At 45.2% G+C, this 24,113-nt stretch carries 15 protein-coding genes and 2 pseudogenes; 16 read left to right on the top strand and 1 reads right to left on the bottom strand.

Translation table 11 applies throughout. The features are described from left to right. Positions 1-40 precede the first annotated feature (40 nt). Genes IY568_RS00225 through IY568_RS00215 form a run of 3 tightly spaced genes read left to right on the top strand, consistent with a single transcriptional unit; the run spans position 41 to position 13,509 of the window. Positions 41-1,462 carry a hypothetical protein gene (locus tag IY568_RS00225; protein WP_194866493.1) on the top strand — a complete coding sequence of 474 codons (1,422 nt, stop codon included), beginning with the start codon at positions 41-43 and terminating at the stop codon, positions 1,460-1,462. Between the two features lies 1 nt (position 1,463). Then, positions 1,464-12,530 carry a SpvB/TcaC N-terminal domain-containing protein gene (locus tag IY568_RS00220; RefSeq protein ID WP_194866492.1) on the top strand — a complete coding sequence of 3,689 codons (11,067 nt, stop codon included), beginning with the start codon at positions 1,464-1,466 and terminating at the stop codon, positions 12,528-12,530. 13 nt (positions 12,531-12,543) lie between these two features. After that, positions 12,544-13,509: a hypothetical protein gene (locus IY568_RS00215; protein WP_194866491.1), complete on the top strand. Its 966-nt coding sequence runs from the start codon at positions 12,544-12,546 to the stop codon at positions 13,507-13,509. A 248-nt stretch (positions 13,510-13,757) separates the two neighbouring features. Here the strand turns inward: IY568_RS00215 and IY568_RS00210 are convergent, their stop codons facing one another. Then, positions 13,758-14,609, bottom strand: coding sequence for a hypothetical protein (locus IY568_RS00210; protein ID WP_194866490.1), 852 nt, complete (start codon positions 14,607-14,609; stop codon positions 13,758-13,760). Between the two features lie 318 nt (positions 14,610-14,927). Here IY568_RS00210 and IY568_RS00205 point away from each other — a divergent pair, with 318 nt between their 5' ends. From IY568_RS00205 to IY568_RS00150, 13 genes and pseudogenes are all read left to right on the top strand, one after another. After that, the gene (locus IY568_RS00205; protein WP_194866489.1) at positions 14,928-15,167 is read left to right on the top strand and encodes a hypothetical protein; all 240 of its coding nucleotides are present in this window, start codon (positions 14,928-14,930) and stop codon (positions 15,165-15,167) included. A 250-nt stretch (positions 15,168-15,417) separates the two neighbouring features. Continuing rightward, on the top strand, positions 15,418-16,965 hold the full coding sequence (gene istA, locus IY568_RS00200; protein WP_194866488.1) for an IS21 family transposase: 1,548 nt from the start codon (positions 15,418-15,420) through the stop codon (positions 16,963-16,965). Further along, positions 16,958-17,713: an IS21-like element helper ATPase IstB gene (gene istB, locus IY568_RS00195; RefSeq protein ID WP_194866487.1), complete on the top strand. Its 756-nt coding sequence runs from the start codon at positions 16,958-16,960 to the stop codon at positions 17,711-17,713. The genes istA and istB overlap by 8 nt, the downstream gene beginning before the upstream one ends. Next, on the top strand, positions 17,710-18,186 hold the full coding sequence (locus IY568_RS00190) for a hypothetical protein (protein WP_194866486.1): 477 nt from the start codon (positions 17,710-17,712) through the stop codon (positions 18,184-18,186). The genes istB and IY568_RS00190 overlap by 4 nt, the downstream gene beginning before the upstream one ends. After that, a complete protein-coding gene (locus tag IY568_RS00185) occupies positions 18,179-18,373 on the top strand; it encodes a hypothetical protein (protein WP_194866485.1) in 195 nt (64 codons plus the stop codon). Before IY568_RS00190 ends, IY568_RS00185 begins: the two co-directional genes overlap by 8 nt. 162 nt (positions 18,374-18,535) lie before the next feature. Further along, complete coding sequence (locus tag IY568_RS00180) at positions 18,536-19,126, top strand: tyrosine-type recombinase/integrase (protein WP_323744710.1); 591 nt, start codon at positions 18,536-18,538, stop codon at positions 19,124-19,126. A 268-nt stretch (positions 19,127-19,394) separates the two neighbouring features. After that, complete coding sequence (locus IY568_RS00175; RefSeq protein WP_194866483.1) at positions 19,395-19,847, top strand: excisionase family DNA-binding protein; 453 nt, start codon at positions 19,395-19,397, stop codon at positions 19,845-19,847. 5 nt (positions 19,848-19,852) lie between these two features. Next, a complete protein-coding gene (locus tag IY568_RS00170) occupies positions 19,853-20,422 on the top strand; it encodes a PIN domain-containing protein (protein ID WP_194866482.1) in 570 nt (189 codons plus the stop codon). Between the two features lie 39 nt (positions 20,423-20,461). Beyond that, on the top strand, positions 20,462-21,712 hold the full coding sequence (locus IY568_RS25210; protein ID WP_323744709.1) for an RHS repeat-associated core domain-containing protein: 1,251 nt from the start codon (positions 20,462-20,464) through the stop codon (positions 21,710-21,712). Next, complete coding sequence (locus IY568_RS00160; RefSeq protein ID WP_194866683.1) at positions 21,669-22,184, top strand: hypothetical protein; 516 nt, start codon at positions 21,669-21,671, stop codon at positions 22,182-22,184. The genes IY568_RS25210 and IY568_RS00160 overlap by 44 nt, the downstream gene beginning before the upstream one ends. A 283-nt stretch (positions 22,185-22,467) precedes the next feature. After that, a pseudogene (locus IY568_RS24580) lies at positions 22,468-22,596 on the top strand (transposase); the annotation flags it as partial. An 86-nt stretch (positions 22,597-22,682) separates the two neighbouring features. Continuing rightward, a pseudogene (locus tag IY568_RS00155) lies at positions 22,683-22,967 on the top strand (transposase); the annotation flags it as partial. Positions 22,968-23,058: 91 nt separating this feature from the next. After that, positions 23,059-24,030, top strand: a complete 972-nt coding sequence (locus tag IY568_RS00150) for a transposase (RefSeq protein WP_194866480.1) — start codon at positions 23,059-23,061, stop codon at positions 24,028-24,030. Positions 24,031-24,113 lie beyond the last annotated feature (83 nt).

Raw genomic sequence — 24,113 nt, 5'->3', positions numbered from 1 at the left:
TTAACCGGGCCTTGAATTTTATCGTTAAGGGATATCTATCGTGAAGTTTTTCTTTCAGGGAGGGAAGAAATTGTCTCCTCTGTGCGCATTGATCAGTATGTGTATATTCTATCCGCTTTGTTCAAATGCCAGCGAAGGGTTTGAGCAAGCGTATAAGCCAGTTATGGTGGGAAATGTCAGGATCTTTAGGCCAATAAAGCTACGCCCTGACACGGTGGTCAAACTTTCCAGCCAAGTAGATGGAGAGTATACCAATCTTGCCTGGACCCCTTCACGACAAGCAAAGTACTATCAGATACTCAAATTCGATGGTCAAACCTGGCAGGTTGTGGTGCCAAGCACAACAGCCAGTTATTACCGATATCATGGTACCGGCAGTTTTAGAGTCGTGGCCTGCCATCGCTATGGTTGCTCATCAGATAGTCCAGATAACACCAAGGTGGAAGGTGGGTTAGCAATTAAAGCTTTGTACACCGAGGGTGATAGTGCAGTCATGGCTGGCAGTACGATTAGGGTTGGCTGGCAACTTTCTGGTGCAACAAATGCGGTGATTCATTATAGCCAAAATGGCGTCAGCAACGCATTTCAAGCGTCGTCTTTCACCAAAGGCACACGCACGTTTTACGTGCATAGTAACTCTAGCGTTACTTTGACGGCCTATGGGTTTAACGGAGCAAGTGAATCTACATCGATTAATATCGCGACGCTCAGAGAGAACCCGTTTTTAAGCAAGAGAATCCAAAGTGAATACAAACAGCCTTTGTTTGATCTAAATCTGGATATTATTGAGCGTACAATCTTTCAGAACGAGCACCATCTTTTTTTCTCTACGCATGATGGGAAACTATATTTCTTTAGAGCACACAAAGAGCTGGATAGCCCCGTTTCATGGCATCAGGAGTGGTCTTTAACATTGGATGGGGTGGTAAATAGTGCACCGACCATCACCGAGCATTACTTGTATTTTAATGAAACCAATTCGAACAACCAGGGGCGGATCTGTCAGGTTCGTTTATCAGATAAACAGCTCCTAAAGTGTTCAGCTTATGAAGATGATGCTTTGCTGACCAGTCCGGTCATTGTTAATAATGATGGTGACTACTCAGCCAAATTTATGGATTCACTGTCAGGAGAGCAAAAAGCAGCGGGCGTCTATGCATTTTACCAAAGCGGTAAAGTGAAAATTTTTGACCAACAGGGGTTAGCCCCTCAGCCACAGAGCTTTACGCTGACTGAGCATATCGAGCAGCCCGTTATTAACACCCCGACTTTATTTCTCAATAAGAAGAACATTCAGGGCCTTTCTGAGCTGTTCCTGGTTAAAGACCAGGATCAGGTGCTGGGTGTAGCCATCCCGACTTCTGGGTCTGTGCAACAACAGTCTCGCAGTGTTGGTGTGTTGTCACTCAGCGCGTTGAGTGAATCAAAGCCGATGACCGTGCTATGGAGAGGAGCGCTATAACATGGGAAAAACGATGATGACTAAAGCCTGCACCTGGTTAGCGTTCGCATTGCTGAGTGGCATGTCTGCGTCCGCTTTAGCGGGTACATGTACCGATGTCACTAATTTGTCATTTGAGTCGGGTAACCGTGAGCCCTACAGGATTGACCTTACTAATATGATCTTCAGGGAGTTTCAAAGTTATGATGGTCATGCAGCTGAATTTGAGGGCATTGTTGAAGTAAAAAGTGGCAGCACGGCTTTGTCACGTAATTACTGGGGAGATGGAGAGACCGAAATTAATGATTATGGGGATGTTTTACCTTATCTTACATTAAAAAGCTTGCCTGCATTTGGCACTTTTACTCTTAACTTAACGGCTAAGTCATTTTCAGAATCGGTTCAAGAAGGCGACGATAAGACTGAAAGAGAGCATAAATGCTACATGAAGGTCACTTACGTCAAAAAAACAACGCCTACTTTTAAAAACATAGCCCACGAAGATATTTATCGAAATAGGGCGGTTTCTATCAGTTTTACCGCCAATGATAAGGGCAGTGATTTAACTAAGGTCGAGATAAAAAAAGGGAAGAATCTTTTAAATGATTGCGATAACAATGGCACATCGTCCTTAAGTTGCCGTTTTAGCTATCGCGCTAACTCACTGCCTGTGGGGAGCCATACCTGGACTGCAATAGCGACAGATAAATACGGAAATACAGCAGCAAAAGACGTCACTTTTTCCATATTAGAACCCAACACTCCTCCGGTTATTTCTGATATCACCATAGCAAACAATCATGTCTTGTTGCCCGGTGATGATGCCCTCGTGTCATTTTCTATCACTGATGAAGATAATAAGTCTTACAATCAAATGGATTTAGACACGTTTAAAATTAACGGAATTGGATATAAAGACAGCAGTCACTGTACTACTTCAGAGAGCGAGATTACCTGTACCAACGTACCAATCTCTGCTACGCCAGGCCAGGGCAGCAATGAGTTTCCTATTACTGTTAGTGTGAGTGATAAGCAGAACGCTTCGGTATCCAAGCAAGCTAAAGTGAGCTTCAATTATGCGCCCAGTGTCAGCTTGAATGATTTACCGGACATAGTGGCTAAAGATAAAACTATCAGGGTAATTGCATCTGCCAGTGATGCCAGTGGTTTAAAGCAGGTGAAGATCTGCTTAAACTCAAAAGGGAGTAATGAGCCATCGGTCAGCGCTTGCGCAAAACAAATAAAACACTGTGACTTTTCTAATGCTCCGGGTACAGGTGAGTGTACAGTTGACTTTTCTTACCAGAGTGTTGCTGGCCTGACCAACTCAAACGAATGGTATGTGTCTGTGCTTGCAAAAGATATCCATGACGTTGGGTTGAGCACGCCAGCTAACCATTTACTCATCTTTAAAGAGCGCTTCTCCTTTGCTATATCTCAAGTGCCCGCTGGAGACACTAGCCCCATCCGCGTTGGTGATATTGTCACGGCTAAAATTAAAGTTGCCGCTTTCTCTCCCGATTCAAGTCAATTAACTGATCTCAGGCTTACCAGCAACCAGGTTGCCCAAGCTGTGACTGTGAGCCCTGCATTGCCAATGACACTGCCACAGGCGACCGATCAAGGTGAGGCGCAGGAAGTCATACTTTCCTGGCCAGCAAACGCCGTTGGCGAGCAAGAAATTCAACTGACACTGACAGACAATACCGGTGAGTCTGTAATCAATAAGCTGGGTAATATTGCTGTTGAATATGAAATGCCAACAAAACCCGCAGGACTGACACTCAGTTCGGACAGAGTTGAAGGGGGCGAACAGCTCACTATGAAGGGCTTTGAGGCTACCAAGCTGTTGATAGTAAGAGTTTACCTTGGTGACAAGGACACCCCAGAGGAGGAGATAACCTTAAGTGCCACTGGCATTGAGAAAAGCTATACCTTTTTTACAACCCCCGCATTACATGATAAAGAACTGACATTTAAAGTAACACCGGTTAACTTTTATCCCAATAATCCGAATAAGGTCTACGGCGACCCACAAACAGAGACGCGTACAATTGTTCATCGCACGCCAGATCCTGTACCGCCGCGTTTTAATGATCACACGCGACAAGTTGATGGCCGCTACACTCTCAGCTGGCCTGACAATGCAGATGGTGTCACAGAGTATTATAAGATGAACATGTGGCCCGGGTTACCGAGTGACAAAAACCATGCACCAAATAAGCTATCCGCTGAGATAACGTCAAATCAGTATTCGGTAGTGTACTTAAATCAAGGTCAGTTTACGTACGAATTGATCGCATGTAACAACATGGATGGGTGTACTGCGGGCCAACAGATCACCATTGCTCATATGGCACCGATACTGCAATCAGCGACCATCTCTGCGTGCTCCGCAACGCAATGTAATCTGGCTATTACAGGGTTGTTTTTAGGTGGTGCCGAGAGCCTGATAAAGGTTCGTAATCGTGCAACCGGAGAGGTCTTTGCTGCCAGCAACTATCAGGTTATCAACAACACTCATATTACAGCTAAGATCGATAAAAAAGTCGAGGAAGGGTTCTTACATGGCGGCTTGCACGTTATTGCGACCAACGGGGTATTCAAAGACGGTAAGTTAGTGCAAAGCAGGCTGATGGTGGATTCCACAGGCAGCAGCGGCCAGCCTGACCTGCTTGAAGGTCAGATAGTTATGAGTGACAACGGTTACCTCTATGTTGGTGAAGACACTGGGCTCGCAGGTTACAGTGCTTTTAACGATGAGTTTGAAAAGTTATGGGTGTATGAGCCGCAAACCAATAATAGTGGGCGCGATGATATTCCTGCCAAGGTAACCGCGCGACCGCTGGTAGAAAGTGTTGCGGATGATGACCATATATATTTTGGTTCGGTGAATCATCAGTTCTACAAACTCCGCCACAGACCTAAGCAGAGCAGTGACTCCCTGAGAAAAGTTCAGGACTGGCTGTTTACCTCCAAAGGACCCATTATTGCTCCGGCGCAACTGGACCAGGACGGCAATCTCTACGTTGGCTCCATGGGCCGCAATCTGTATTCATTGGATAAGCAAACAGGTCACGTGCAGTGGCAGTACGAATTTCCGGCCGGTATCAATCATCAGGTGGATGTAGCTGCATCCGGGCAAATCTATGTTAAGACGGCAGATGGTGAGCTGCATGTTATCGACAGAACTATGATTTCAGCCAATGCGATTAAATGGCGAGATTTAGGCGTATTACATGATGCCTTCCGAGAGCATATTGCACTGTGGGAAGCCAGCCGATGGGAACCCAATCAGGAGCACACTCAGCTAGTTGCATTGACCAAAGCCATGCTGGTGTTGTTACAGCGTGCACCAAGCAAAGATCAGTTAAGCTTACTGGCATTCCTGTATGACAACGGGTTTTCATTTAATGAAATCATCAGCGCTTTAATTAACGCTAACCCTGAGCTGGCGAATGCCGATGATGTGGCCTTTATCAACACCCTGTTTAGATATTTTCTGGGTACACTGACAGGCGACGAAATCCTGGCTGGAGGCGATCAGGCCTACTGGGTTGCACAGCTTAGATCAGGTGCGACCCGTACAGAAGTGTTTATAGCATTGCTGGAAGCTGGCGCCGCCAGAAGCCAGTATGACAGTGTCACATTCAATTTACTCTACTATTTCTATGACTACTGTCGGGTGGTGAATGGCTGTATCTATGACAGTGACTCAGACAATGATGGATTAAGCGATCGGGTTGAGATTGAATTAGGGACCAACCCCGTTGACCCGGCTGATGGAATAAGTGCGCCAACATTGGCGTTAGTGAACACCGGATTCGGCACAGTTGAGTTGACCATCTCATCGGATAGCCTGGTGGAAGAGTATGAACTATATGTCTCACAACATAATGATGCATATTATCGCGCGGACGTAATCGCAGCGCAAAATGCAGAAGATGGGCCGGTGAGTGGTGATGTCACTACCTGGGTAAATGACTACGACAATGGAGAATATCGCTTTAAGGTTAAGGCGTGTGTTCGAGTTGCCCTGAAGGGGAACCCTCAAGTACTACATTGTAGTAATAATTTCTCGAATGAAGAACGCGTGCTGATCAATGACAGCACGCAAACTACGTCTCCCAGTATTTCATTGCCATTTGTCCAGGCTGAAAATGCGGCTCCCTCTGTGGATATTTTAACGGCACACGCTCGTCTTACCCCGACATTGGGTAGCTTCCGGGTCAGTGAATCAGGATCCGCAGCTTACAATGTGCCTATTGAACTACCAGCAGGTAAGACGGGTGTTAAACCATCAGTCAGCCTTGATTACAACTCGCAAACACCCCGTACCAATGTTGCACTTGGTTGGAGTTTAAGCGCGGCCTCCAGTGTTAGCCGGTGTCGTCAGACCAAAGCACAGGATGGCCAATTTAAGGGGCTCACCCTGAGTGACGAAGATCGATACTGTTTAGATGGTCAGCGCCTGATCCAGCTGGATGCGAATGAGTCTATTGACGGGCTGACAACCATCGCCACCTTTGAGACAGAGATTGAGAGCCATCAGACGATCATTTTGGCAAACAATCCAGAGACCGGGTTGGAAATGTTTGTCGTCATGGGCAAAGACGGCTCGTACAAATATTATGGCGGTACTGAAAACAGTGAAGTACGTATCATTGATGCCGAACAACAGACGCATGTATTGACCTGGATGCTCCAGAAAGTAACAGATAATCTGCAAAAAGATGAGACTTCCATTTACTACACCTATACAACGGAAGCATCTAACGGCCAGAAGCTAGGCAGCAATGAAAAAGTACTGAGTACGATTAAATATAGCGATAATACTGTGCAGTTTAGTTACTCTGTAACAGACACTTATCGCTCAAGTTATATTGATGAGGCTAGATTAACCCAGGCCTCTCAACTTGATGGTATCACAGTAACCAATCACAACGGCTTCGAGCTCAGTGATTATTCACTGGTATTCAACACTGAGAATAATGGCCTGCGCACACTGAAGAGCATTGCGCAGTGTCGTAACCAGATATGTAAACTCCCGATAGAGTTTGACTACACACCGTTTGCCAGTGATTTAGAGTACAAATCCTATGCTGAGGTCTTTACGCCATCAGGGGACAACAAACTGGCCGCTATGACGTTGATTGACTCTCAGGGCGACGGAATCGCAGAAGTGGCCACTTTGGAAAAAATTGGCGATAAACAGTATGAGCTGTGTTTATGGGAAGGTAATACTTTTGCACCTGCGAGCGAAATAGCGTGTGGCCGTATTTCTCGTTATGACGATTCAGACACCGTGGATATGCAGGTGGTTGACGCCAATGGGGATGGTAAGCAATCGTTGTGGATCAGTAAGCAGGATAAGCACAATGGCGATCATAAAACCAATGCTTACTACTGGACGCGTGCATCTTTAAATGCTGGGGTGATTGAGTGGTCGCCGATACCACTTTCTGACAGCTATGGACCATTCATCAAACATAGCAAGTTTGCTGATTTTAATGGCGATGGATATGCCGATCTGGTATTCCAGCAAAAGGAAGCCAGTTTATCGGGAGAGAGTGAGTGGCACGATAAGTTCAGTGGCAAGAATGAGATTTTTATCGCGCTTTATGACCCTCAAGCGAGTGAGTTTTTAGCGCCGCATGTCGCGACTTCAAATCAGCCGGGCAATTATTCGCAGATGACGCGCAAGAATACGCCCTGGTATGCAATGGACGTCAACTTCGATGGTTTGGCGGATATTGTGTCGCTTAAGTGTCCTCGTGATAACTGTGGTGAGGGCGAAGCAAGCCACATTTATGTCAATCTGAACAAGGGTTTGAGCATAAGTGGCAACCTGACGGGCTTTGATTCGAGTGCAATTACTAACACCGGCGCAAATCACATTGAGCACCTCACGCCTGCGGATGTGAATGGCGATGGGCTGATTGATCTTATTTATCTTAAAACGATACGTTACCCAGATGAAGTAAAAAGCTGGCGTGTTTTACTGAACCGGTCGAGTGAGCGTGTTTCGTTTGATGAATCGTATATCGACTGGTCGAAAACAGATTCTGCTGGAGTACGTTTACTGAGCGACAAACTTGCGCCTATGGTCATGGATGTGAATAAAGATGGCCGTACTGAGTTGTATTTCTCAACTAAAAATATCAACACAGAGTCGCCTTCATGGGTGCAGTACGAATGGCACATCGAAAATGAAGAATTTGTTAAGACACAAAATTATACGCCATTTTTGACGCCTGACGTGCAATTTGACAAAGGGGACTCTGCGTTTTTCAGTGATTACAATCGCGATGGTGTGTCTGATCTGATGTTTAAAAATGGCGACAAGGTACTGGTGAAGTTTAACCTGGACCAGTCACCCTATGAAGGGTATCTGTCGGGCATTACTCAGGGTTACGCTAATAAGACTCAGATACACTATGCGTTAATGTCAGATAGCACAGTTTATACGCCATTCTCGTCAGCATTTGTGGGCTCTTTGTTTGCGGAAGATAACAAAGACCGTATTGCCTTTGCAGACCAAAAATTGAAAGTAACACCTATCAATGGCGGGGACATGGTACTGGTCTCGCGGGTTGAAACGGATAGCCCAAGTTACTCTGATGACACCCTGAAAAGCGCTATTGAATACAGCTATGCCGGAGCTCAGGTTCAGTTTGGTGGCAGAGGCATGCTTGGCTTTAAGTCACTGACAACCGTTAATGTCAAAGATGGCCAACAGTTCAGCACCACAACGCGTTATCACCAGGCATACCCGCTTTCAGGAATGCCAGCCAGAACCATTAAAGCTTACAATGGCACGGTGATCAGCAGCGCGCTAAATGACTATAAGGTGAAGCCTAATCCACATACAGCGGGAGTGACGTATCAGGTCTATAATCAGCTGGCGAAAGAATGTACCAGCCTTATTAATTTTGACCAAAGTACGTCAATTGGCTCAAGCCAGTGCGCCAGTACTCAAATAGAGCAGGACGTGTTTGGCAATGTCACCACAACCATTTCTCAACAGCTACCAGATAACCGGAACACGGCCATTGTTAGTTTTTACGAAAGCGATGCCTGGCGTAGTATTGATAGTTTAAGTCTAACTAATCCTCTTTCGAGCGTGACGACGAGCAATAACTATGGTGTCAGTGATAATTATAAAAAGCGCGGCCGTTTGGTTTCATCAACGGTTACGCATTCAGCCGATGGCAAAGCGAGTCATTCGCTGACGTCAAACTTTACCTACTATGGGTCTAGCCATGCCAATGCTTATATGCTCGAAAGTGAAACGATTGCACAAGGCAAAGGGTGTCAGTACGAGCTCAAAACCTATTATCAATATGATGATTTGGGCAATCTAACGCAAAAGAGTACATCTAACTCAGGGTGTGAGGACGACAAGCAAACCCGGATCTCTGAAACCAGTTACGATTCAGAAAAGCGTTATCCGGTTTATTCAAGACAAAAAGCGAAAGCAGATCAGGAACTGTGGGCAAAAGGGGCAGAAGTTCTGACACGCAACGCCTTTGGGCAGGCAATTGAAGTTCGCACTGTTAACGGCACAAAAGTGACCACGCTGTATGACGTGTTCGGTACTAAAATTGGCAGTTATAGCGCCTCTGGTGCGCAAAGTTATCAGTATTTGTCAGCTTGTCAGGACAGTGACAAATGCGTTGCTCAGGCCAACAAAGTTGTCAACGGTGAATTGGTTGAAAAACAATTCATGGACAGAATGGGCAGGGTGTATAAAACCAGCTCAATAACGGTGTTGGGCACCTGGCTGGATACGAAAGTAGCGCATGACCAGTATGGTCGCACGCTGGCGCAAACGGCACCGGGAAGTTCTGAAGTGACTTATAGCTATGATGCCTTTGATCGGGTGACGTCGACAACGGATAACAATAGTCAGGTGACAACCACTTACACTCAGAATGACCTGACTAGTGCTGTTGAGCTAAGCGGCGCAGGTGTATCTACCGGTAAGCAAACGACCACGACTACTAAAAATGCGCTTGGACAGATTGAGTTTGTTACAGACGCCAAAGGTAAGAAGCTGGAATATACCTATGACAGTCGCGGTAATCAGCTGACGGTATATTCATCCGCGGACAACATGGTACTGATTGACAACAGTTATGATTTGTTAGGCCGTAAGGAGACTACCAAAGATGTTGATCGTGGTGACTTTCATTATGAATACAACGCGTTTGGAGAGCTCACAAAGCAAACCGATGCGCGTGGTGTTACGACGCATCTAAGTTACGACCTGCTGGGACGAAAAGTCCGTCAGTGGCATACGCAACCGGATAGCACCACTACCAACTCTACCTACATTAACCAGACCAATATTGTGTATGAAGGCGAAAGTCTTTGGTATTTTGGTACAAAAGAAGACGATGTGCATCAATTGCAGTCTGCCACTCAGGGCGATAACTGGGCGCAGTATTATTACTACGATACTTTTGGTCGTACTGCCGCAACTCTGACGGCGCTGGAAACACAAACATGTGTGAGTGGCGTTGTGTTTAATACACGCCTGAACGATTTGCGTATTAAACCAGGCTATAACGACCCGAGCCATCCGAGCCGTGACCTGTCTGACCCCTTGTCTTCGCGATGTGTGATCCAACAAATGGCCTATGATGAATTTAGCCGGATCAGCTATCAGTTTGATGATTATCGCAAACTGGAAAACGGTAAATACATCGATGCCCGAGGGGTAAGAAATACCTATCAGCACGGCCTGGTTGTGCAAAAACATGAAGCGAGAGAGGGGCTGTATGGTCAGCAATATTATGAAGTACAGTCTCTGAATACCCGTGGACAAGTGACCCAGTATAAAAAAGGTAACGCTGTCATGTCTGTATCGTATGACGATGCAGGTATGGTAAAAACCATTGCAAGCACTAACTATAATCATATTCAGGCAGACTCTTACAGCTTTGATGGCCTGGGCAACTTACTGAGTCGTGCACAGGTTGCGCTCCCTAAACAAAATTATACATATGATTTACTTAACCGGGTGACGCACATCGAGAATAAGGAATTATTCAAATACAGTGCCAACGGCAATTTATGGTTTAAAGCAAGTTTTGGTCGCGGGGGAATTGCTGCATGTAACTCGGTCCGTGATAAGTGGTCCCAATATTTTGGCCAGGGTGAAGCCCCCAGACATGCTATAACAAGCCGCTCGACCAATACCGGAGATGTAGACAATAGCTGTGGTGCAACTGAGCTATTCCCGTCTTCTATTACTGGTTCTCCTATCCCCCTATCGGGTGAACAGCTGTCTGGTGCTGATTTATCAGGGCAATCTGCGTCGACAAACACAGCCCGGACGGTGACCGAGCGGTTTGCCTATGACAAAAACGGCAATCAAACCAAGCTTTATATCGATGGTACAGAGTACCGGACTATTGAGTATACAGCTCGAAATAAAGCGGCCAACATCACAGTTGATGGCAAAGTTGTCAGCTTTAATTACGATGCGAACAACCGCCGTTATAAGCGAGTAGATGAAAACCAGACAATCTACTATGTTGGTGCGCTGGAGCTTACTGTGAGTTCGACGGAAAGCGGCGACAACACACCATTTATAAAGCGTTATATCGGCAATGATGCGCAGCAAAAGTACTTTATGAATGGCAACAGCGCCATGCAGTGGATGTTTACAGACCATCAGGGTTCGGTAATTGCAATTACAAACCGTAACTATGAGTTACTGGCCCGTTATTCCTATGATGTATTTGGTGCACAAAAGTCTGAGGGACCTCTGAATCAGATTGATACACTGAACTTTGCAACAGCGCAGCGAATCTTCGACTCGGTGTCTGATAACTTCCGTGGTTATACAGGGCATGAGCCCGTCAAGATTGGTAATGACAGCCGTATTATTCATATGAATGGTCGGATTTACGATGCAGACACCGGCCGGTTTATGCAGGCGGATCCGTTTGTTCAGGCGCCGAGTAACATCCAGAGTTACAACGCGTACAGCTATGTACTGAACAACCCGCTTAGTCGGACTGATCCGAGTGGTTATATCAGCATTGGCAAAACTTTGGATCCAGGCCTCAGGCCAATGATCAGGTTATCTTCAAAGATAATTGGTCCTACGCTGACGAACATTATCGGCAACATTGCGTTTTATAAGGTGGGACATTTTATTGGTTCGGCGTATTGGAACTACAATTTCACCAGAGCAATGGGTGGGTCTTCGTCGCAAGCATTTAAGGCAGGTGCAATAGCTGCTGCATCTTCATATGCATTTTACGAGATAGGAAGTCATTTTAAAGGAGCATATGGAAATTTTGCGACTGCTGACCTGTCGGTGCAACTAGCTTGGGCTGGAAGTCATGCGCTTGTTGGTGGGATCTCTAATGTCCTTTCAGGCGGTAAATTCGGCCATGGGTTTATTGCAGCTGGCTTTACTAAAATGGTCATGGGCAATGCCGGGTTTAATATGAATAACCGCAAATGGTCTGCCATTGCTGGGCGGACTGCTGTGGCAGCGATTGTAGGTGGTACAGCAAGTGCGATTACCGGTGGTAAGTTCTCAAATGGTGCACGAACAGCTGCTATGATGCATATGTTGAATGCTGAGGGGGAACATTTCATAAGAGGAAAGCTTGCGCACAAACTATTTCAAGAGCACTTAAAAAAGCGAGATCCAGAGCAATGGGATGACGAGGTATTAGTGAATAGTAAGTTAAACAAATCTGGTAAAGGACGGTTGGATTTTAAGCATTTAAGTACAAATGGTGCTTTCGAACTAAAGCCAAACAACTTAGAGGGCGTTAACTCAGGTATTGCTCAATTAGAGGATTATTTAGCTTCAAATCCAGGATTAACACCGGGTATTAATGAACTAGCGATGGGCGGTAATACTCATATAACTCTATTTGGGACATCAGGCTTGAATCAGTATAAGTTCACGTACTATGATGCTGGCTATCGGCCTGGTCTTATCGTGTATGACCACTCTTTTCAGCGGAATTGGGTGCTTGATTTTTTACCGGCTACCAGACTGTTTAAGGTTAAACGGCCTCAAACAAGTAGCTCTCCAGCTTTAAGCTCATCCTATTAAAATAGGTTTGTTTATGACAAAAGAATTTTCAAACAGCGTAAAACTAAAAATGCTCGAGCAATTTGTAGAATTGTGTGGGCGAAGTGAATATTTCGAAAAAATATTGAATAGAAAGGGGTTTTTCTTATTTAGGCTTATTCAGGAGTACGAAGGTGCATTTGATGATGTGGATTCACACTACAAATATATGCAGGAATTAGGCAAGGAAACTGTTGGCTCCTATGATGGGGGAATAGCTTCATTTATAGGTGAAAATAGCACTGGTTATCAGTCCCCGCACTTACAGAGTTTGGCCGTAAATCGAAATAAACGAAACGGTATGAATATAGAGGAGTTTCGAAAAACTAACCCTTCTCCTTGGTTGTTGGAGTTAGACAAATCCCGTAGTGAAAGATTGAGAAATCAAATAACGAGTCCAGTTGACTTTTATCACTCTAAAAGTGACTTTGATAAAAAGTTTGCCGCAGAGAAGAAAAAGGAATCCAGTAATTTAGAGGCAAAAGATTATAGCTACGAAACCTACCTTTCTAATGAAGAAAAGTTCGATACATTAGTCAATGTGTTATCTGATTACCTAGGTTCATTGGGAATGTCACTTGAAAAGAAGTTTTCATCAAAAAAATATCCTATTTACTGTAAAAATATTGATGAAGAAATTTACTTATGTTGTGGAATTAAGAATTATGAAGATTTATTAATTCAACCCGAATTTGGAACGGTAGAGCTAATATTTCATCTCAGAACAAAAGATTGCAAAATCTCTAAGATTGAATTAAGTCCTCATATTGAACTAAAAGGTGCTAATAAGCTTTTAGTTATTCAATCAGGTGCAATAGTTCCCTATTTTATCCCTGCTTATTCTGCTTTTTCTTCAATTAAAGAATACGAACTAAATATTCTAGCTCAAATTAGCTTGTTTAAAGCTGCTTATAATGAATGTGAGGATAAGTTATTGGAATTAATTAGAACAGAGACATAAACAGCTATAGAGGTAGTTGCAAAGTTCCGAATTCAAAATTGGCGCTCAGTGAGCGCCTTTTTTCTGTGCAATCGCGCCAGCGTGGTGTGCAGTGGAAATCAGCGCTGGCGTGCACAACAGACCAGCGGAGGGTGCATTTGCGGCCAGTCCCACCAAGTGGCTGTGCTGCCGAAATTGATGGCTCGCGCTGGCAGCCACTGCATAGTTCTACTTATTTGGTCTGCTTATCACGCTGTTTTTATTTGCACTCATGATTGGAGGCGTTGAAGGTACTTGATGCTGTGTAGTATTTTTGGCAGCCATCCATTGCTATGATCTTCAGAGTGACCGTGTTTTAGCCCGGCAATGCCCGCCTTTACCCACCCTTGGTCAGAGTTGCTATATAAATTGCTAAACAACATTTTGTTAAATGGATCATCATTAATTAAACCGAGCGATACCATGTCTTGTGCAACATCCCAATAGTATTCGCTCAGTGCTGTCAGGTATCCTGTCGGTACAGGGGTGAAAAAGTGAAAGATCCGAATATATTCCGATGAATCTAAATCTTTTCTGATGGTAAAGCTGTGCAGCCCTTCTTTAATTTGCCTCTTTGCTTTTGAGAAAAACAATTCGTACACACAGTCATATAACTTTGACTGAATAAAGCTAAATGGTGTAAATGTCGTGAGTTGCACGAAGTGCTGGTGTGCAAACCTCTCCAGAAGCATTTTGTTGTCCCCAGGGGCGAGTGACAATAAGAGCAAGCAAGTGAATGCATCTGGCGTTACGAAATTAGCAATGTGCCGCAGTTGGCTTGCGTTTACGTGCTGGGTGCGACAGGGGTGAGCCAAATCAGTATTTGGTTCAAAGATTTTGCAAGTGACTCGTGAATCCAGAGAGCACAGAAATGAATCTATATTTTTTACGCATTGTTCAGGGTTGTTCAGCAGGCTCCACAGCGGATTGAGCAGGCATCCAGATGACCCCGGAACCAGGTTATCTAGTAACTGGATCTTAGCCATACTGCCAACAGGGCTCTCGTTCCATTTTTTATATAAAAAACTGGCCGAGCAATTTCCCATCTCTCGCTTTTTAATCAAATCGCTTAATTGGTTCAAACTGTTCAACCCGAGTCGAGTCAATATTAATCCGAGCCAGTATCTGGTTGCCAATAGCTTAATTTCTCTTTTAAGGGACCTGAATTGAGTCAAACTCATTCTCTGCTCCAAATTAGGCATGCGCATGAACAACTCCAAGAAAAATTAATTAACGTTTTGATTATTATGCTTTTTGATGTTTATTTCGCAGCGAATTCATTCCATAAAGCATAGTACAGAAGACAGTTTTCGCAGGTGGGCATAGGGTCTACACTTTGTTTTAGTCTCTAACCAATTACTACAAGCGATATGACGGCAAACTCAGACGGGAGTAAAGATATGTATATGTTGGCTGAAGATTTTGAAACACAGCTATTACGGCTTTATGGCTCTCCAGTTCTATCTGGAGAAAATTTGAGTACGGCATTGGGTTACTCGAGCCTTGATGCGTTCAGGCAGGCAATACACCGAAAAACAGTACCCGTGCCTTTATACACGATGGAAAATCGTCGGGGTCGTTATGCGTATGTCAAAGATGTGGCTGATTTCCTGGCAACCATGCGTCATAAGCAGCCGTAGCGCACACTGTAATTGATATTGGGGAGGTGATTACTCGACGAGTTTATTAGTAATTAACCCTTTTCCAAGGCACAGATAGCGAAAAAGCCAGCATTTTGCCGATGCTGACTTCTTCTGGGTTGTCGAAATTTGATTGGCTCGACACCTTAATTAAAGCTGTCCAGCGCCAGACTGTCAAGCTGGGTGACATATCCGGCCTGGGCGTTTATGTGCCTTGATTTCGTTGTTTCAGAAATTAAGGAGTCCTATTATGGACGCACATAAGTTACGTAATTTATTACGTTTATTGTTAAATACAAATTACTCCAATGGTTACATTGCAAACCTGAGCGGATTGGCTCCAAATACAGTCAAACGCTATCGAAAGAAGTTGCAAAGTCAGCCCCTGACAATACAAGCATTGGATGAGTCTGATGACAATCAACTCAATAGCCTGTTCACTACGCACAAAGCAAACGCCTTTCAACGTCGCCAGCCAGATTGGCCTTATATTCATGGGCTTATGCAGCTGAGACACCAAACGTTAATACAGCTATGGGAGGAATATCGAAGAGCAAATCCCAAAGATGCCTATTGTTATTCCCAGTTCACGCACTACTACCGTAACTATATTAAATCAATTGATATCACGATGCGGCAGCACTATGCACCCGGAGAAGTGGCCTTTGTTGATTTTGCGGGAAAGCGCCCATCATGGACAAAGCTTAAGTTTGGGAAACAGCAGTTTGCCGAGCTATTTGTGGGCGTTTTAGGTCATTCACAGCTGATATTCGCCATTGCTGTGCTAAACCAGAAGATGGAAAGTTGGTTGTATGCGCATCAGCAGATGCTCAATTATTTTGGAGGTGTCCCACAGCTGATAGTCCCTGATAACTTAAAATCCGCCGTCACTAAGCCTGGTAAGTTTCCGGTTATTAATCGAAGTTATCAGGAGATGTCGGAGCACTACGGGTTTGTGATAGAACCCGCACGGGTGCGCAGACCGCAAGACAAATCATTGGCGGAAATCGGAGTTTTGCTGGTCACTCGTTGGATCACCGTGGTCCTTCGGCGGCGGCAGTTCTTTAGTTTAGAAGAGATGAATGTGGCGATCAGGGAGCTGCTTGAAGTACTAAACAATCGACCGTTTAAACGCTACGAAGGGTGCAGGCGTTCCCGGTTCGAGACTCAGGAATCTGAGACACTCATGCCCCTGACTGCCGAGCCTTTTGATATTGGTCACTGGATCCATCATCAAAAAGTAGACAGAGACTACCATGTGTACGTTTATGGTCACGCGTATTCTGTTCCCTTTGAGTTTGCGCATCAGTACGTTGATATCAAAGTCTGTCCAAAAAAAGTAGAAGTCTACTGCCATCATAAGCAAGTTGCCATTCATGTCCGCAGCCATGTTCAGGGTGGTGCAACAACAGAGAATCGGCACAGGCCTAAAAGCCACAGAGCCTATGCAGAGCAATCAAGAGAGAGTTTTTTAAAGTGGGCTGAAGGGGTTGGCTCTTGTACGGTTTCAGTAGTCACCGCGCAATTTTCAGAACAGGCTGACCACTCGTTGAAGGGGTGTAAAGCTTGCGCCCAGCTGCAAAAATTGCTCGGACAATATGGAGCGAACCGCTTGGAAAGTGCATGTAAATGCGCCTGTGAAATCCAATCGCTGACAGCGAGTAGTGTGCGCTCTATATTGCAGTGTAACCTTGATAAAACGGATACAAATGAAGAGGTAACTCAGTTATCACTGCCACTGCATCATAATGTACGTGGAGCAAATTATTACAGTGGCGAGGGTGATGGCCATGAGTAACGAGCAAACTGTTTATGACAACCTTAAGGCGCTTCGGTTACATGGAGTCAGCGAGGCGTTGCAAAAAGTACTACTGACGCCGCAAATGTGTGAATGGCCTTTGCTGGATACCTTAGCGTATCTGACGAATGCCGAAATGCAGTCGAGAGACGTGAAAAAGCGAGAGCGGTTAAAACGAGATGCAAGACTAAAACAAAGCTATGCCTGTGTTGAGAATATTGATTACCAGGCCAATCGGGGAATAGACAAGGGCTATCTGGCGACATTAATCACCTGCGACTGGATTTCGCAAAATCAGTTTCTTGTTATTACAGGTCCAACCGGCGTTGGTAAAAGCTGGCTTGCCTGTGCACTGGCAAATCAGGCTATTAATCAGATGCGATCAGTGCATTACTATCGAAGCGGCTTGTTATTTGAGGAAATGGCCATTGCACATAGGGATGGATCTTTGCCGAAGTTGCGCAATAAACTCTCCAGATATAAGGTCATCATTTTAGATGACTTCGGTCTGAGCCCTATGAGTGATGGCAATCGGCATGACCTGCTTGATTTGGTTGAGGATAGGGTTGAATCAGGTTCGTTTATTATCACCTCCCAGCTGCCGGTTGAGCAATGGCATGAGTATATTGGTGAGCCCACTGTTGCGGATGCCATCATGGACCGTATTGTACATCGGGCCCATATCATTCAGTTGCATGGCGAATCAATGCGCAAGTTGCATTCTCCGCTCAGGGAGGGCAAGTCATGACAGCTCACGCCAACTCCCTTAACGATTCGCGTTCCATGCCAAAAACATCAGATGGACAAATCGCAGAGCAGCTATTTCAGCATTACCACCAAAAGCTGCTGGAAATGCCACAAGTGCTTGAGTTGCTGAGAAGCCAGGGCATTGATGAAGCAAGAATTCTTCAAAAATACATGGGCTATTCAGACCGCTCATTGAATAAAGTTTTACCTTGTGCCAGAACAGCACTGGGCGGACTTGTGCGGGGTCGCTTGCAGGCTATGCAGTTACTCAGAAGATCCGGGCATGAAGCATTTGCTGGTTGTGTAGTGGAACCCTGCTTTGATCTCAATGGTGTGGTATGTAGTGCCTGTGGCGTGCGATTTCGACGACAGGCTAGCAGGGCACGGCCAAGTATGGTGTTTTGGTATCGTGCAGGTATCTACTATGCGCCATTTGAGTTTTTGTTAGCAAAAATGGGAGGTCATTATGCTTAACCCTCCACCAGATATGGCTCTGTCAGGCTGTATTCCATTTTACTTGCAACTATGCAGTGCCAGAGGTCAGAGCGATAAAACGGTTGCGGCAAAAGCCTCTAACTTATCGTTGTTTTCCGCTTGGTGCGAACAACATCAGGTGTCGTCTGTGATGGATATAGATCTTGCGATCTGTGAGCATTATTAGTGCTTCCTGAATCAGTACAGAACCCGCAGCGGACAGCGCCTGTGCAGAGGTACAATCCGCAACCGGCTGACCGCTGTTAAGTTGTTTCTAAGGGCATTGTTTAACAGGTCGCTGATAACCGACTCGGGTTTTGAGAAGCTGGAGCTACCACGTTGTGGTAGGGTGCTGCCAAGGCCTGTACTAAGCGTGGATGAGGTCAAGCGTATAATTCATCAGCCTGACACTGAAACGGCAATGGGTATGAGAGATGCAATCATGCTGGAACTCTATTATGCAACGGCACTAAGACGTTCAGAACTCGCTGATCTGACAATGGACAATGTAGATTTGCCTCAACAGCAGTTGAAAGTGTGCCATGGTAAAGGGTTTAAAGATCGGCTTGTTCCCATTGCGCCGGATACATGTGAAAAGCTGCGCGTCTATATCAATCAGATCAGACCCAAGCTGACAACGCTTTGCTCTGGGAATACCGTATTTGTTGCCACTCTTGGTAAACCATTCAGGCCGACTCAGCTCTCTGAGCTGATCGCAGGTTATATTAAAAAGGCCGGGATCACCAAAGGGGGAGCCTGTAACCAGCTTCGCCATGCCGCAGCCACGCATTTATATGAAGGCGGTGCAGACTTGAGAGCGATACAGATGATACTGGGGCATGCAGATATTTCGACTACCCAGGTATACGTGCATGTCAGCTTATGCCATGTACGAAAGATATATTTGCGAGCCCACCCGTTGGCAAGACACAAACTCTGATAACTGGCCGCATTGCGGCCTTTTCTTTAAAGTGGTGGTTTCGAATATTTCGAATCTTGCCGTTTTCGAATATTTCGGATAATATTAAAGCGTGATAAATGGGATGCTTTCCAGGCTTGAAATCAAGCTAAGCGCACAAGAAGCTATCGCCAGACGAACAGACGAACAGACGAACAGACGAACAGACGAACAGACGAACAGACGAACAGACGAACAGACGAACAGACGAACAGACGAACAGACGAACAGACGAACAGAGCAAGTGACCATGTTAAATGTAAAATCGCTGCCAAGCGCAGAAGAAGTCGCATTAGCAAAACTATGTAGCCAGGAGCTTTCCGCAGTATTAGAAGCGAATGGCGAAGTACAAGAATTGAGTGTGGTGGGCAAAGATGGGGAAAGTCATCAGCTAAAATTGCCAGCCAGTGCCGTTCAATTGATGATCGAAGTCCTGACGCAGCTGGGACAAGGCAACAGTGTAAACATTACACCTATCCACGCGGAGCTAACGACTCAGGAAGCCGCAGATATGTTGAATATGTCTCGCCCTACACTGATTAAGATATTGGATCAGGGAGACATTCCGTATACAAGAACGGGCAACAGGCGCAAAATTGAGTTTGCGCAGGTGATGAAATATAAGCAGGATATTGAAGCAAAACGCCTTGCTGCTCTGGATGAGTTGACGGATCTAGATCAGGAATTAGGATTAGGATATTAATCACCATGTCAACATACACGGTAATCCTGGATGCGTGTGTAATGTATCCGGCTCCCTTGCGCAGCTATTTGATGCACCTGACTTTAACGGGGTTATTTAGAGCCCGCTGGACGGAACAGATACATGATGAATGGATCCGCAATTTACTATTAAACAACCCGGAAATGGACCCTAAAAAGCTCGACAGAACAAGGCAGTTAATGAACGCGCATGTCCCTGATTGTTTAATTGAAGGGTATGAGCCGCTGATTGATGGCATAAATTTGCCTGATAAAGATGACAGGCATGTTGTGGCCGCAGCTGTTAAGGGTCAGGCAGAGGGGATAATTACATTTAATTTGAAAGACTTTCCGGATGATAAATTGGCACCATTTGACCTGAGTGCAATCCATCCAGACAATTTCTTATCTGATATGTTTGAGCTAGACCCCAGTGCAGCCATATTGGCAGCCCAACGGCAAAGACGGTCACTTAAAAACCCACCCATGACAGCCAGTGAATATCTGGATTGCTTGCAACGGCAAAAGCTACCTACCTTGGTTTCCCACCTACGTAAATATGAAGCAATGATTTAGCAAGTTTAGTCAGGGATGACAAATAAATCATAAGGTTATATTCCACAATCCCGATTAGTTCATATGAATGGTCGGATTTACGATGCAGACACCGGCCGGTTTATGCAGGCGGATCCGTTTATTCAGGCGCCGAGTAACATCCAGAGTTACAACGCGTACAGCTATGTACTGAACAACCCGCTTAGCCGGATTGATCCGAGTGGTTATATTTCTTTTAATCCGTTTAAAAAGGTTCAGAGGAATTTGATCCGAGGTGCAGCTAAGATGTTTGGCGCTGAAATGGTGAGTGTTGTGGGTAGTATTGCTGCGTCTTTCTGTGCACCGGCCTGTTCAGCTTACTGGAGCTATGAATTCACCAGAGCAATGGGGGGGTCCTCATCACAAGCATTTAAAGCCGGAGCAATAGCCGGGCTAACCGCAGCAGCTTTTCAACAAGTGGGTGAGCATTTTAAAGCTAAATTTGGTATTACTAAAGATTTTGGTTTTGGAGACTTAAGACTCGGTCAGCAATTACAATGGGCAGGCAGCCACGCTCTAGTTGGCGGGGTTTCCTCGGTTGCATCTGGAGGCAAATTTGGCCATGGATTTATTTCGGCTGGCTTTACAAAAATGGCCATGGGCAATGCCGGGTTTAATATGAATAACCGCGACTGGACGGCAATTGCCGGGCGGACGACTGTAGCAGCTATTGTTGGTGGTACGGCAAGTGCTATTACCGGTGGTAAGTTCTCAAATGGTGCAAGAACAGCTGCTATGATGCACTTGTTGAATGCTGAGGGGCCTGCGGCCAGAAGAAACCAAGTTTACAAGTCCTTTTATGAAAAATATGGGGATATTCTGGAAGCTGGGAATATTGATATCACTCGTAATGTTGCAGATGCAAACGAAATGAGTTTGCAAGAATTTGTAGATGCCGTCAAAACAGGTGGTAAATGGGATTATAAGAGCCCAAAAAACTATCCATTTCTAGTCCAAGAATTCGGAAGTGAGAGAATGGATGATTTTGGTAATGTTCATTTTGGAATTGTTGCTGCGGCGAGTGGCCATTCTCTTGCTATGTCTATGTATGGTGCCGGACAATATCAAGCTTGGAAGCAGAAAGGTGGGAATCATATCCATGCAATAATATCTAGTGCAGGACGTTATCATTTGCTTAATAATGAATCTGCAACGAATATCACTAATTCAGGCTGGACATGGGGAGATAATCCTGGTGATTCCATATCTATAATGAGAGGACATAGTTTTGCGAGCTTCGTATACGGGTGTTTTGGTAACAGCTGCCAATAGAGTGTTGTTTATTTTTTCTCTGGTAGTTCTATTATCTGGTTGTGAGCAATACTATGGGCTAGATAATAGGCAGTTGAAAGGCTGGTTCAATGAAAACAAGCAGCACTTTAACACTATTGCTAAATACGCTAGAGGTTATAGCATCCATAGTGAAATAGGGTTAAGAGATTTCCCAGCATCAATGCAGGGAAAGTTTGAATCTAGATCTCAAAAAGAAAGAATAGCATCGAGTATGAAAGCGATGTTTCAAGTATTAGGGGTCAAATCGGAACAAGTGGTTTTTCATCACAAGGAGCACATTGGCCTTTCGCACGTCGTTGTGTCGCTTTACATGGAGGGGGGGTGTTTAGCTTTGAGCAATTGCCAAGAAACATATTTGGTATATTACTCTGACGATAGTGAGCTTATAGTTGATAAATCTTATAGTTATACCTCGTTAGAGGATGGATGGTTTATCTTGAAAGTGGAGTAACTCGTTAGAGTTACACGTTACAAGTAGTTACATGGACACCCACCCTAAACTGGCGTACGGGATGTACGCCGTCTACCTTTAGGTAATGCTCAATGGATTGAGGATGACAAATTATGCCAACTGCAATGGATAATTTAGGGTGACACCCATTCAAAATCGGCGCTCAGTGAGCGCCTTTTTTCTGTGCAACCATAAAGTTATAAGGACACCCACCCTAAACTGGCGTACGGAATGTACGCCGTCTACCTTTAGATAATGCTCAATGGATTGAGGATGCTAGATTATGCCAATGGCAAGGAAGAAGCAGGTCAGCCTATCAGACACTAAGTACTATCACTGCATATCCCGGTGTGTTCGTCGGGCATTTCTGTGCGGCAACGACCGCGTTACGGGCAAGTCTTATGAATGTAGGTTGAATGGACACCCACCCTAAATTGGCGTATGTAAGGTACGCCGTCTACCTTTAGGTAATACTCAATGGATTGAGGGTGCTGGATTATGTCAATGGCAAGGAAGAGACAGGTCAGCTTGTCAGATACAAAGTATTACCACTGTATATCCCGGTGTGTTTGCCGGGCATTTCTGTGCGGCGTAGACCGCGTAACGGGCAAGTCTTTTGAACATCGTAGAGATTGGGGTGAGGAAAAATTGCTGACCCTTGAGAAGGTGTTTTGCATTGAAGTGTGTGGCTACGCGGTGATGAGCAATCACACGCATATCGTGCTGTATGTAGATGACAAGAAAGCGCAGAGGTTAACAGATAAAGCAATCGTTCTTCGCTGGCAGACAAACAGAGACACCCACCCGAAATTGACGTGCGGAATGTACGTCGTCTACCTTTAGACAATACTCAATGGATTGAGGATGCTGGATTATGCCAATTTCAAGGAAGAGACAGGTCAGCTTATCAGATACAAAGTTTTACCACTGTATATCCCGGTGTGTTCGCCGGGCATTTCTGTGCGGCGTAGACCGCGTAACGGGCAAGTCTTTTGAACATCGTAGAGATTGGGTTGAGGAAAAATTACTGACCCTTGCGAAGGTGTTTTGCATTGATGTGTGTGGCTACGCGGTGATGAGCAATCACACGCATGTTGTGCTGTATGTAGATGATAAGAAAGCACAAAGGTTATCAGATAAAGCAATCGTTCTTCGCTGGCATAAGTTGTTTAAGGGCAACTGGTTGACGCACAAATTCGTCAATGGTGATGCGCTGAGCGAGTCAGAGCGCAATATGCTTGATGGAGACATCAGAGAGTTCAGAATACGCCTTGCGAGCATCAGCTGGTTCATGCGGGTGTTGAATGAAGACATTGCCCGCAAGGCTAATAAAGAAGATGGTTGTACAGGCCGGTTTTGGGAAGGGCGATTTAAGTCACAGGCCTTACTGGATGAAGCGGCACTGGCAGCGTGTCTGGCTTATGTTGACCTGAACCCAGTCAGAGCCAAAATGGCAGCAACCCCGGAAACGTCAGACTACACCAGCATTAAAAAGCGTATTGAGCATGCACAGCAAGGCAAGCAACCAAAAAGCCTGCTGCGTTTTGCGGGTAACCCAAGAAAGCATATGCCCAAAGGACTGCCGTTTGAGCTGACCTATTACATACAGCTAGTTGAATTAACAGGCCGATGTATGCGTGCAGATAAGCGGGGTTATATCAGCGATAGCCAGCTTTTGCTGACACGATTGCAAATAGAGCCAGACAACTGGCTCAAGCTTACTACGCAGTTTACGAAGGTCTTCCATGGCGCGGTAGGGCGAAAGCAAGCGATGACAGATTACTGTGAGCATCTTCATAAAAGACGACGCGCCAACTTGACTCAGTGCGAGCGATTACTGGGTTGATATAGTGTTATCTCGGTATATTTAATTTTAGGCCGAGTGTGCTTTGGTATTGCCCGGCCCGGACGATTTGTCGGGATTTCGAG

Source organism: Pseudoalteromonas sp. PPB1 (assembly GCF_015356275.1).
GTDB classification, from domain to species: Bacteria; Pseudomonadota; Gammaproteobacteria; order Enterobacterales; family Alteromonadaceae; genus Pseudoalteromonas; species Pseudoalteromonas rubra_D.
This window is presented reverse-complemented; position numbering and strand designations above follow the sequence as displayed.

What these genes read in the sequence shown, in the direction of transcription:
- IY568_RS00220 (WP_194866492.1), top strand. Translation starts at nt 1,464, where the DNA reads ATGGGAAAAACGATGATGACTAAAGCCTGCACCTGGTTAGCGTTCGCA.
- IY568_RS00215 (WP_194866491.1), top strand. Translation starts at nt 12,544, where the DNA reads ATGACAAAAGAATTTTCAAACAGCGTAAAACTAAAAATGCTCGAGCAA.
- IY568_RS00205 (WP_194866489.1), top strand. Translation starts at nt 14,928, where the DNA reads ATGTATATGTTGGCTGAAGATTTTGAAACACAGCTATTACGGCTTTAT.
- istA (WP_194866488.1), top strand. Translation starts at nt 15,418, where the DNA reads ATGGACGCACATAAGTTACGTAATTTATTACGTTTATTGTTAAATACA.
- istB (WP_194866487.1), top strand. Translation starts at nt 16,958, where the DNA reads ATGAGTAACGAGCAAACTGTTTATGACAACCTTAAGGCGCTTCGGTTA.
- IY568_RS00190 (WP_194866486.1), top strand. Translation starts at nt 17,710, where the DNA reads ATGACAGCTCACGCCAACTCCCTTAACGATTCGCGTTCCATGCCAAAA.
- IY568_RS00185 (WP_194866485.1), top strand. Translation starts at nt 18,179, where the DNA reads ATGCTTAACCCTCCACCAGATATGGCTCTGTCAGGCTGTATTCCATTT.
- IY568_RS00175 (WP_194866483.1), top strand. Translation starts at nt 19,395, where the DNA reads ATGTTAAATGTAAAATCGCTGCCAAGCGCAGAAGAAGTCGCATTAGCA.
- IY568_RS00170 (WP_194866482.1), top strand. Translation starts at nt 19,853, where the DNA reads ATGTCAACATACACGGTAATCCTGGATGCGTGTGTAATGTATCCGGCT.
- IY568_RS00150 (WP_194866480.1), top strand. Translation starts at nt 23,059, where the DNA reads ATGCCAATTTCAAGGAAGAGACAGGTCAGCTTATCAGATACAAAGTTT.